The 11393-nt window shown below is 36.6% G+C and carries 14 protein-coding genes; 10 read left to right on the top strand and 4 right to left on the bottom strand.

Features of this window, described 5'->3' with window-relative positions:
- Together WBM60_RS11865 and WBM60_RS11860 are read right to left on the bottom strand one after the other, a co-directional pair.
- The coding region (locus WBM60_RS11865; RefSeq protein ID WP_424283122.1) for a WD40/YVTN/BNR-like repeat-containing protein at positions 1-1706 on the bottom strand (1706 nt) is incomplete at its 3' end.
- Positions 1707-1867: 161 nt separating this feature from the next.
- Positions 1868-2713, bottom strand: a complete 846-nt coding sequence (locus WBM60_RS11860; RefSeq protein ID WP_424276971.1) for a hypothetical protein — start codon at positions 2711-2713, stop codon at positions 1868-1870.
- Between the two features lie 458 nt (positions 2714-3171).
- Between WBM60_RS11860 and WBM60_RS11855 the strand changes: the two genes are divergently transcribed.
- The 5 genes from WBM60_RS11855 to WBM60_RS11835 all read left to right on the top strand — a co-directional run bounded on the left by WBM60_RS11855 (position 3172) and on the right by WBM60_RS11835 (position 5735).
- Entirely contained in the window at positions 3172-3594 is a 423-nt protein-coding gene (locus tag WBM60_RS11855; protein WP_424283121.1) for a hypothetical protein, read from the top strand.
- A gap of 54 nt (positions 3595-3648) precedes the next feature.
- The gene (locus WBM60_RS11850; protein ID WP_424283120.1) at positions 3649-4077 is read left to right on the top strand and encodes a hypothetical protein; all 429 of its coding nucleotides are present in this window, start codon (positions 3649-3651) and stop codon (positions 4075-4077) included.
- 211 nt (positions 4078-4288) lie between these two features.
- Positions 4289-4582 (top strand): type II toxin-antitoxin system HigB family toxin, encoded by a 294-nt coding sequence (locus WBM60_RS11845; protein ID WP_424262291.1) that lies wholly within the window; start codon positions 4289-4291, stop codon positions 4580-4582.
- A gap of 1 nt (position 4583) precedes the next feature.
- On the top strand, positions 4584-4940 hold the full coding sequence (locus WBM60_RS11840) for a helix-turn-helix domain-containing protein (RefSeq protein ID WP_424262293.1): 357 nt from the start codon (positions 4584-4586) through the stop codon (positions 4938-4940).
- Positions 4941-5318: 378 nt separating this feature from the next.
- A complete protein-coding gene (locus WBM60_RS11835) occupies positions 5319-5735 on the top strand; it encodes a putative quinol monooxygenase (RefSeq protein ID WP_424262295.1) in 417 nt (138 codons plus the stop codon).
- A gap of 74 nt (positions 5736-5809) precedes the next feature.
- Here the strand turns inward: WBM60_RS11835 and WBM60_RS11830 are convergent, their stop codons facing one another.
- Positions 5810-6325: a flavodoxin domain-containing protein gene (locus WBM60_RS11830; protein WP_424262297.1), complete on the bottom strand. Its 516-nt coding sequence runs from the start codon at positions 6323-6325 to the stop codon at positions 5810-5812.
- A 513-nt stretch (positions 6326-6838) separates the two neighbouring features.
- Here WBM60_RS11830 and WBM60_RS11825 point away from each other — a divergent pair.
- The 3 genes from WBM60_RS11825 (at position 6839) to WBM60_RS11815 (ending at position 9372) form a co-directional block, all read left to right on the top strand.
- Positions 6839-7660 (top strand): aminoglycoside phosphotransferase family protein, encoded by an 822-nt coding sequence (locus WBM60_RS11825; protein ID WP_424262299.1) that lies wholly within the window; start codon positions 6839-6841, stop codon positions 7658-7660.
- A gap of 175 nt (positions 7661-7835) precedes the next feature.
- Positions 7836-8354 carry an aspartyl/asparaginyl beta-hydroxylase domain-containing protein gene (locus WBM60_RS11820; protein WP_424262301.1) on the top strand — a complete coding sequence of 173 codons (519 nt, stop codon included), beginning with the start codon at positions 7836-7838 and terminating at the stop codon, positions 8352-8354.
- A gap of 211 nt (positions 8355-8565) precedes the next feature.
- Positions 8566-9372 carry a DUF4198 domain-containing protein gene (locus tag WBM60_RS11815; protein WP_424262303.1) on the top strand — a complete coding sequence of 269 codons (807 nt, stop codon included), beginning with the start codon at positions 8566-8568 and terminating at the stop codon, positions 9370-9372.
- Here the strand turns inward: WBM60_RS11815 and WBM60_RS11810 are convergent.
- A complete protein-coding gene (locus WBM60_RS11810; protein ID WP_424262315.1) occupies positions 9330-9665 on the bottom strand; it encodes a diacylglycerol/lipid kinase family protein in 336 nt (111 codons plus the stop codon). The two genes, WBM60_RS11815 and WBM60_RS11810, sit on opposite strands and share 43 nt — an antisense overlap.
- A 141-nt stretch (positions 9666-9806) precedes the next feature.
- Between WBM60_RS11810 and WBM60_RS11805 the strand changes: the two genes are divergently transcribed.
- Both WBM60_RS11805 and WBM60_RS11800 read left to right on the top strand, forming a co-directional pair.
- Entirely contained in the window at positions 9807-10589 is a 783-nt protein-coding gene (locus tag WBM60_RS11805; protein WP_424283119.1) for a DUF6090 family protein, read from the top strand.
- A gap of 161 nt (positions 10590-10750) precedes the next feature.
- Positions 10751-10993 carry a hypothetical protein gene (locus WBM60_RS11800; RefSeq protein WP_424262307.1) on the top strand — a complete coding sequence of 81 codons (243 nt, stop codon included), beginning with the start codon at positions 10751-10753 and terminating at the stop codon, positions 10991-10993.
- Positions 10994-11393 lie beyond the last annotated feature (400 nt).

Below are 11393 nucleotides of genomic sequence, written 5' to 3'. Positions count from 1 at the left end.
ATTTCAGGGCCATTCATATCCATGGTAATGACTCCCCCGGTTTTACCAAGCGTGCTGGGATCTGCATAGGTAAGATCCGGACTTATTTTCTCCCAGGATTGTCCGTCGTCGGTGGTTTTCCACACATGTTGCGAACAGGTATACATTACTTTTGAGTCCTGTGGGGCGAACATGATGGGGAAGGTCCATTGCCAACGCTCCGGAAGGGCATCCGCAGGTTCCCCGGAGAAAAAGCGCGGATATACCTGGATATCTCGTGTTTGCCCATTGCTTCTGTCATATCTGGTTAAGAGTGCGCCCTGGCTGCCGGCATAAAAAATGTCCAGATTGTCCGGGTGTTGGGTTATCCATCCACTTTCACCACCTCCAACAGCGTAATACCATCCATGATTAGGACCTCTTGCCTGCATATGCTCCCAGCCATCACTGGGCATTGCCAGGGTGCTGTTGTCCTGTTGGGCCCCTGCGACATGATAGGGCACGTCGTTTGTAGCCATTACATGATAAAACTGCGTGGTTACATAGTCCTGTTCTGTCCAGCTTTCTCCCCCGTTGATACTCACATTGCCACCGCCATCGTTCGAATTGATCATCCGATTTGGATTGTTAGGATCAATCCATAAATCATGATTGTCTCCATGTGGTACTTTGATGGTGGTGTCGAAGGTTTTTCCTCCATCCGTAGATTTATAAAACCCGGTATTCAGGCAGTACACCGTTTCCTTATCCCAGGGATCAGCGTAAATTCTGGAATAGTAAAAGGCACGTTGTCTTAGTTTACGTTCGTCATTAGTGCGTTCCCAGGTTAGGCCGGCATCATCAGATCTAAAAACGCCACCTTCATTAGCTTCTACAATGGCCCATACTCTGTTAGAATCTGCCGGAGAAACGGTAACCCCAATTTTTCCAATAGGTCCCTCGGGCATCCCCGGATTACTACTAAGTTCTGTCCAGGTATCTCCGCTATCTATGGATTTCCATAATTTACTTTCGCCACCGCCACCCCACATTTTCCATGCTTTGCGATATACCTGCCACGTACTGGCATATAAAACTTTAGGATTATTTCGATCAATTATTAAGTCAACTGCACCTGCTTTTGGACCCGCATATAAGACTTTTTCCCAGCTATTTCCGCCATTGGTAGAACGAAATACCCCGCGCTCTTCATTGTCGCCATAGGGATGTCCTAGAGCTGCCACGTAAACAATTTCTGGGTTGGTTGGGTGAATTCTTATACGGGCCACGGCCTGTGTTTCTTTAAGCCCCAGGTGTCGCCAGGTTTTTCCACCATCTACGGTTTTATACACCCCGTCACCCTGAGTGATGCTGCCTCTTAATTGTACTTCTCCCATCCCAATATAGACAATATCAGGGTTGGTTTCGGCTACAGCAACTGCTCCTACCGAGGAACTGGTCACTTGCCCATCGGTAACTGCCGACCATTCATTTCCGCCATCTGTAGTTTTCCATAAACCTCCGCCAGTGGCTCCAAAATAGTATTCGTTTGGCCTTCCCGGACTCCCCGCACTACCTAAAGATCTACCACCACGATTAGGGCCAATATTACGCCATTCCAGTCCTTCATAAAAAGAAGGATCCAGGGACGGGCTTTCTGAAGAAGTATTGTTTTTGTTTTGTGAGAATGCACTTAAAGAGATAAAAAGTAAAGCAAACAGAAAGGTTTTAAGAATGTTTTGATGCATTTGGTCAATTTATGTGATAGACAATGATTTGTAAGTCAGCAGTTGAATAAGTTGAGGTGCTTTGATCACCTCATTGGAAAGATAATAAAATCAATTGAAAATCGATTGATTAAGAGTTTATAGAGTATTTAGAATTAGTAACGGGCTAACCTTATAAGCGTTTAATTGGAATAAAGGTTAAAAAATTGTTCGGTATCCTTTAGGTCCTGTAATCCTAAAATCCAACAAACTTCCGAAAAGTCTGAGAAGTCCAATCCGCCTGCAGCAATTGCCTCATTAAGATAACGACCCTCTTTCCCATTATATCTGTTAGATAAATCTATAGCCAGGGACCATGTTTCAATCAATTCAGGATTGCTGATTTTATCTTTCCATTTGGTAACTTTGGATGATCGGAATCCGGGTGTGCCATTCCCAACCTGATTGCCATCGGGTATTTTCTGATAATCAGTATTTTTCTTCACGTAATCCAGACTGGCCGGTGAGGTAACTTCTTCATTCCAGGTACTGTGTTGAACTATATGAATGCGCTGCGAAATATTTATATCCGGTAAATCGGCTTGGATAGCTTTAACCAGTTCAGCGGAAAAGTCAGATTGACCTGCTTCTGCAATCCAAATATCACCTTGATTTTCAAGGGTTGCTTTTGCAATCGCTTTAACCTGCTCAACGGCCTTTGCTAAATTTTCATGTGCATCTGTCCAGTTGTCTCCAAATGCGAGCTGAAATAAATCATTAGGCGGGACATATAGTCCATCCTGAATACCGTAGGTGCCGGCAACTGCATGATACTTAATTTTTGAAAATTTCAAATTAGATAAAAGTGTAACAAATGCGGCTACGGTCTGCAGGTCATCGACATCGGTTTTACAATCAAAGTGTCCTAATAGCAGATCTTTATCCAGGTTGAATTCACCTGCTTTTGGAGCACTCATATCCTGAGGAAGGCATTTAAAGGAAATACAGATGGATGCAATTGCAATGAATAGTATTGTTTTTGATTTCATTAGTTCTCTGTTTTTACAAATTTTGATATTGTGCGCAAAAATTTGAAGCCGGCTAACGCTTTTAAAAGTACTATTTTCTTGATTATATTGTAGCAACTACGCAGGTGTTTTAATTTTCTGTCATCGGGTTTTAGGGAAGATAGTGTCCTAATTGATCAAGTAATGATTGGTTATCCCAACACACCAGGGTCTCCGATTTTTTTCTGTTTTGACTTTCACTTTGGGATTAAGATGCACGATTTAAGGCTCTTGTTAAAAAACTCAAAAGGGTGTACATATCCCGAAATATTGCTGGCGATTAAGGTATATTAGGCCACATATAACAAGTTGGCGGTAATATCCAAAAAAGCGACTAATCGATATTTTTTAAGACATAAAAAAACTTATATATTACATAAAACATATAAATAAAAATTAATGATAATAGTTTTTAATTTTGTATTAAAAATATATTTATCATGAAAACTTTAAAACCTACAATTTTTATTTTATTAATTATCATCGCCTCTCTAATACTTTCAAGTTGTAATAATGACGATGATTTATCCGCAAATGTTAATTTAACTGAAGGTATCGATGGCGATATTGGTGGAGATTTTACAGGCAATGGTGGTACTACATCAGAAACGTTTAATTGGCAAAACGACCTATCAACTGCGGATTATAATGCAGACATTACAGCTTCCACTGTAGGGCTTTTTCAAATGATAGTAAAAGATTCAGAAGGAACGATTGTTTTAGACAGGTCATTAAATGGAGGTGTCGAACCAGACACATTTTCTGGAGTAACATCATCTGGAGAATCAGGGATGTGGACTGTAACTATTAACGTATCGAATTTTAACGGAGACGGAAGCTTTACTTTAAGTGAAGGAAATTAATTTAACAATTATTAATAAACGATTATGAAAAAATTAAATTTAATTTATAGCATTGTGTTCATCTTTTTGATTTCTTTTTCAATCACATCTTGTAGTTCAGATGACGATAATGACAACTCGAATAGTACGTTTCAAGAAACTGTCGAAAATAATACTCAAACTGGAACTTGGCGTATAACAAAATTCATAGATTCTGGAATAGACGAGACAAGTGATTTTTCTGGTTATAATTTCACCTTTAACGGCGCAGGGGCACTCAATGCAAATAATGGAACAAATAGTTTTGACGGTACTTGGACTATTTCATCCGATGGTTCAGACCTGGACGATTTAGACTTAAATATTGTCTTTAATCTAAGGAATGACTTTGACGACTTAACCGATGATTGGGATTTTATTTCGCAAACTTCAACCAAAATTGAATTAATTGATATTAGTGGTGGTGGAGAACCAGACGATTTATTAACCTTTGAAAGGAACTAAAATACTACCGCCAACACCGTGTATAGGTAATAGCGATTTGAGTTCTAATTCAAATCGCTATTCTTTTTTTATTATGTAAATTACTTAACGAGAAGTAGTGTGCTTTTGTTCGCTACTACTCATACACAAACACGTTAGGCACAAGCAAAAAAATATTAAAAAGTTACCATAACGGTAACTTGTTTTGTGTATTTGCTCTAAAGATTACAATTTGAGGGTAATTGCAAAACGGACTTTAAGGGATTTTTGGATAAAACACGCGGATAGTGAACAACAATTGACAGCCTGGTACAGGGAAACTGAAAAATCGGGATTTGAAAACTTGAACCAGCTAAAAAAGGAATATCCCAGCGCAAGCATACTGAAGGATAATCGGATTGTTTTCAACATAAAAGGTAACAGATACCGATTAATCGTAAAGTTCAATTTCGAGTACCAAATCTGTTGGATCCGCTTTGTTGGAACTCATGAGGAAAATGATAAAATAAACGCAAACAAAATTTAAAATGAAAATAGCACCTATCAGAAACGAAAAAGACTATCAGAAAGCACTAAAACGGCTTGAGGTGATTTTCGACGCAAAAAAAGGAACGGAGAAGGGCGACGAACTCGAAATTCTTTCGATTTTAATCGATCGGTACGAAAACCAAAACTTCCCTATCGGAATGCCAGACCCTATCGAGGCCATTAAATTCAGGATGGAACAAATGGGAATGAAACAAAAGGATTTGGCAGAGGTCTTGGGATTTAAAAGCAGGGTAAGCGAAATTTTAAGCAAAAAGCGTAAACTGACCCTGGACATGATAAGAAAACTCAATACGACGTTGCATATTCCAACGGAGGTTTTGGTTCAAGACTACTAGCGGAAAAAAGCCTGTGCCTAACAATACCTATAATTCAGTCTTTCCCTTTGCAAACCTTTAATTATACTCCACAAGACTGCTTCCACAAAGTCTATTATTCCCATACGTTTAACTGAACTTTAAGAAACTTCTTATAAAGGTTGATTTTGCCGTGTCTTATTGGTCGTTTAAATATACTTTTACGAAATTTTCCATCGCGGATTCGTTTGACGCATTATTAATATTATCGTTTACAAACGGTTATTATGCGTAAAATAACTTGATAAAACCTTTCAACTATCTATAAACATTAGATTTATCGTAAATTACGGCTATAAAAGAAATATAGTTACTTGTAACTATATACAATTGTTGGCAGCAAGCTAAAAAAACTGACAGATGAAAAGAATTAGCCTGATTTTATTAACAATAATTGTCTGCATTTCCTGTGGACAAAAAGAACAACATCACGAAAATTTTAATTCGGACGAAATGATGATTAGAATATCAGAAATTGGAATTGAACCTGAATATCTCGATGAATATTTATCAATCCTTAAAGAAGAAGCTAAGGCTTCTGTGGAATTGGAACCTGGTGTGATTTCCATTTATCCAATGTATCAAAAAGAAAACCCAACTGAAATTAGAATATTGGAAATTTATGCGGATAAGAAAGCATACGAATCGCACTTGGAAACACCGCATTTTAAACATTACAAAACAACAACATTAAAAATGGTTAATTCCTTAAAGTTAATTGATATGAATGCAATTTACGGAGAGACTATGCCATTGATTTTTAAGAAAATAAAGTGAAATCAAAAAAGGCCAGCAGCCAACAATGGCTCCTATACGAAACCGTTATCTCCAATCAAAAAAGGATTCTTTAATTATGTTAGTACCTCACTTAATTGGAATTGCTCAACCAATTTTAAAATCGGTTCAATGCTTGATTTATCCATAAAGTCAAATCCTTCGAACTCTTCTTTTCTAGCTTCGGGATCCTTATTTGTCAAAGCACCAATTTTAAGCATCATTCTGTCATACCAAGTAAGTTGCTCTGGTATTTGCCTTCCGCGTAATGCAACATGATTCATTTTTAAAATAAAGCTTTCTGGCAGACTTTCGGCAATCCAGCCATCAAGTTTAGCCCCTGCCGGGGCACCGGAAACCGAAAAGAAGATTATGGGCTTGCTTTCTATGCTTGCCAAATGCCTTTCTACCCATTTGCGGATTGACAGTTTGTAATAGATTACAGGGCTACCCAAGATCAAAAAATCATACTTTAATAGATCGATATCGGAATCTTTCACATTAAACACCGGCAAACCTGTCGCTTCACTGATCCAATTGGCGTATTGTGCTGTGCTTCCATATTTGGTTGAGAAAAAAATTGCACCATTCATAAATAATCATTTTTAGTTATTTGAATTAAAATCTCAGAATATAATTTATCCTATAATTCCGATTAAGCTTTTAAGGTACATACACCAATTAAAAATTACAATGACATTGGTCAATATACAAGATTATTTTGCTCGCTAATCTTCATAAATTTATACACTGTAATCGGTCCTATGGCGGCTCTCTCTGAAAATAGAGGAAAGAATGGCTGGAGATAACAACTTGTATAATTCATTTTGCTGAATCTGTACTTACATTTTTTGATGGCTATCTAAACAACAATCAATCCAGTAAAAATGAATTAAAATCAATACTAGATTCCAAAGAAATCCCAGAGGGGTTTATTGAATTTGAAATGAAATCAAAAAACTAATAAAAAGAAACTGATCGAAAAATCCGTCTTCAAAAAAAGGCTTACTTTTCATATACAATCCCGTTACTAGACATAATAAGAAGTAAAACTTCGAACAAAATATAAATTACATTGTAATGCAGGACCAACTAAAAATAAATTTTTGAAAAAAGAACCGGATCAACTTGGCACAAGAATAGGAAGAGGAAGAGAAGCTGAGATATTCTACTTGAATCATGAATGGGTTGTCAAGTTGTTTTACAATAGGACTGCACAACAGATAAAAAATGAAGTTCAGATTAATCAGCTTATTTATAAGGCAGGTTTGCCGGTTCCGGCTGCAATAAAGTCTTTTGAAATCGATGGGCAATTAGGGATTGTATTTGAGCGGCTTCCCGGAAAAACCATGCTTGCTGAAATGGTAACTAAGCCATGGAAAATCTTTAGATATGCAAAACAACTAGCTGGTTTCCATTCTATTATACATAAAAAAAATATAGAAGGCCTTCCCGGGCAAAGACTCCAGCTTATAGAGCAGATTCAATCAGCAGAACCAGTGAGTGAAGAAATAAAAATTCTTGCCTTGGGTATTTTAAATTCTATCCCAAAAGAGGAACAATTATGTCACGGAGATTATCACCCGGATAATTTGATCATGACGGGAAATAATTTAAAAATAATTGATTGGACAGTCGCTTCTGCCGGTAATCCAATTGCCGACCTTGCCCTTACTTCAGTCCTTTTACAATTGGGAAGACTTCCTCCAGACACTTCACTATTTACTCGATGGGCTGTTATCATGGGTAGAAAATTATTTCATCGTTATTATCTGTCACATTACTTGAAATTAAATCCCGGCCACAAAAATGAATACAAAAAATGGTTATTACCTGTGGCAATAGGTCGTTTAAATGAAGGCATTGTGGAAGAGCAGGATCGATTATTGGCTTTTATCGAAAAGAGTTATGAAGAGAACAACCGTTAATAAAGTATAAAAAACAATAGTGGTTTTGGTGCTTTATCATAGTCACTTTTTTATATTTACCTTGGACAGTAACGGAAAGCCGTGGCGCTAAAAGCGTCCTATACTACTTATACTTGAATGATAACGGTAATTTGAAATTGTATTAATGTAATTAAACTCTGGATTATTCTTTTTTATGGAGCTTCCTTTTTTTGATAAATCAGTCACTTTTACAAATAGCCTTGAGGAAAACCATGCGTTAATTAAAGAGGAATTTTTCAATGCGGTAACTAAAGAACAGTATTTAGAATGGCCGGAGTCCTTTCTTTACAATCATGGTTGGAATGTTTTTGGCCTTCGTTTTCAGCATAATGACATCTATGGATCTCATTTATTATGTCCGATTTTATCAAATTTTATTAAAAAATACGATACTCTAATTGAAACAGCCGGCTTTTCAATTCTGTCCCCAGGCACTGTTATAAACCCTCATGTTGGTTTTACAACCGATGTTCTGCGATGTCACTTAGGTATTAAAGTTCCGGATGGTGACTGTTGTTTAGAAGTAGGTGGGGTTGTTAGAAAATGGAAAGAAGGTGAGAGCTTTATTTTCGATGATACTATTGAGCATGAAGCATGGAACAGAACAAATGAAGATAGAATAGTGTTACTTATGGATTTAAACAAGAATGTCCTACTAAAAGATTTTACATAGTCGATAAATAATCTTCCGCCATTAATATTTAAAACTTGAACGCCATTGGATGAAAAAACACTAACTAACAAGGTGTGGAGTTCATTGCGTCTCATTTTACTAACAGAAAATCCTAGCTGCTGAACCATGGATTATTTCCTTTTTGCTATCTTAGACTATACGCAGCTAATCTTATACAAACGCGTAATGAAGCATAAATCAAAGTACTGAAATGAGAAGAACATCGACTACATTAATTCTATTGACCCTATTTTTCCTTTTATCGTCACACGAACTATTTCTAAAGTCTGATAGCTATTTTTTTGAGGAAAATAGCCTGGGAGAACTTTACCTTATTAATGGAACATTTGACGAAAGTGAAAATGTGATAACAAGAGATAGAATTATCAATCCAAAAATCCTTGGTCCTAATTATGATTTTAAACCCTCCTCGGATGATTACTATGATAAAGGTGAAATCACCTTTTTAAAATTTAAAACAGGTAATACCGGTACCTATGTGGCTGGGGTTTCAACAAAACCAAGTACTATCGAACTCAGCGGAGAAGATTTTACTAATTACCTGGAACACGAAGGTTTGACAGAGGTGATTTCGGATAGAAAAACCAAAGGGATTTCTAACCAAGTTGCTAATGAAAAATATTCCAAACATGTGAAAGCCATATTTCAGGTTGACGAAAGAAGAACAGACAACTTTTCAACTCAGCTAGATTACCCAATCGAATTTATTCCACTAAAAAATCCTTACAACCTTTCAGTTGGAGATATAATGTCATTCAAACTTTTGTATTTGGGTGAACCTCTTGGCAACCAAACGGTACATGTAAGCTCACGCAAGAACCTTGAAGAGAAAGGTAAAGAGGAGACTTCCCTGCGGACAAGCAAAAAAGGAGAGGTCAGTTTTACAATCGATAATGGAGGGCATTGGTATATTGCAACTATTCATATGCTCGAAAGTAAAGAGGAGAATTTCGACTATGAATCAAATTGGGCGACTCTGACTTTTGAAGTAAAATAGCTCCATAACAATGTATAACAGGCTTTCAGATAACCAATTAGCGTACGCCGTTCTGAAGATTCATAGTTTTTGATTATGCTGGCATCAAAACCAACCCCTGTATTATTGAAAAAGTAATTATCGTTAATGCTGCCTGCATCTATTTCTACAATGTGCCGCCCTTTTATTATCTTCAATGCCCTTCTCAGATTCCTTGGAACACCCAGGTTTGAGGCCAACCCATTTCCTGAGCCAACAGGAGCAATCCCCAATGGAATTTTAGTGCCTACTAAGCAGGAGGCTACCTCATTTATGGTGCCATATCAGCCCCAACCACTAAAACTTCTGTTACTCTATCTAATGTGGAGGACTTTAAATTGTCCTTATTCATTTAGTTTTAAACTGTTTAAGATTATTCATTAACTTGGTGAAGTAACCGCCAACCTTAACTTCACATGATCAACTTCTTCCGTAAAATACGCTACCGTTTAGCCAAGAACAATCAATTCTTCAAGTATAGTAGATATGCTATTGGGGAGATTGTATTGGTTGTTATAGGGATATTAATTGCTCTGCAAATAAATAGTTGGAATGCAGATCGAATTAACAACCAGGAAGAAAGAAGATACCTTATACGTCTAACAGATGAAGTAAGGAGTGAGCTTAATTATTTGAAAGATCTTAGGGACATTTTTTTTGATAGAAGCAAAGGACTTAATAGGATTATTGAACAATGGCAATCTGGTAATTCAGTTGTAGAGGATACAGCCCAATATTTGCAAGATTATTCATATGGTTCAGGTTTAGATCCTTGGTACAGAGAACCTATAACATGGACACAACTTCAACAATCTGGCGACCTTAATTTGCTAAAGAATAAAAACCTTACTGATGACTTGTTTGTTTTTTATAGCGAAGTCAATAAATTGGGGGATAACTTTGTATTAAATCCTATGAAGGAATTTGTAAATACCAGGGAGAAACTGAATGTTCCTTTAATAAATGACGGAGGAGTAATCATCATTTTTAAATACGTAGGCGCATTATATGTAAAGAAGGAGAAGATTCAAATTAATAAAGAAATATTTAATAAGATTTGGAATTATCGGGAGGAATTACTGCCATCATTTGTAAGGGTTTCAGGAATATGCCAGTTTCAGGTAGTCAAACTACAAGAGGTCATTGAAACTGGAGAAGTTTTATTAAAAAAATTGGAAAAATCTCTGATCAACAATTAAACAGTTCTTTGTCGAGGTGGAATGGGATGAAGAGAACGATGAGATCATAGGTAAAGGACAGTTTAAAGAGGGGGATAGTCTAGATAAATATAGTAATGTGCCTAAAGAGATATAAAAACTATTTTAATCATCTTTAGGTTTATAATTATTAATTTAAACACATGAAAACAATAGTAATATTATCCTTCCTTATGCTCCTGGTAAGCTGTAGGGAGGAAATTAAGACAACAGAAATATCTATAGATAGAAGAGATATATTAGAGATTAGGATAGCTGACCTAGAAAGAGAGAAAGTTCGTTTACTTAAATCTTCCAATGAAGAGAATCCTATCATCATTAACCTGAATACTCATATAGATAGCCTTAAAGTACTACTTGCAGTTAAGGAACTCAGAATAAAATGACAATAAAGCACCAAATCAATGAAAACATATAAACCTATCCAAACTTATTAAGACGTCTTAGAACGGGTTAAAACGCCCATACCCAAACGCTTAAACGGGGTGTTAGACAGCAACACTATAACCACAGATAAACGCACTTCAATCGGGCTTTTATGCCCCTTTTTTTGTTGATAAATAATGTCCATAAATGGGCTATTTCGCTTAACAAAATTGACAAAAACTAAGATAAGGTTCTGGTCTGTGAAAAAGGGATTAAAAAGCCTCTAATCACCCCCCCCAAAGACCATCTTAAATGAAAGTCTAAACAGACACACACAATTTTTTCCGTTTTGACTTTTCCATTGGGGTTAAGAAATACGATTTAAGGTCACTTACAAAAATTCCTTACCTTAGAAAGAAC

The organism is Eudoraea sp., from assembly GCF_049669105.1.
GTDB lineage: Bacteria > Bacteroidota > Bacteroidia > Flavobacteriales > Flavobacteriaceae > Eudoraea.
The sequence above is the reverse complement of the archived record's forward strand: the minus strand, read 5'-3'. Positions and strand labels throughout refer to the sequence as shown.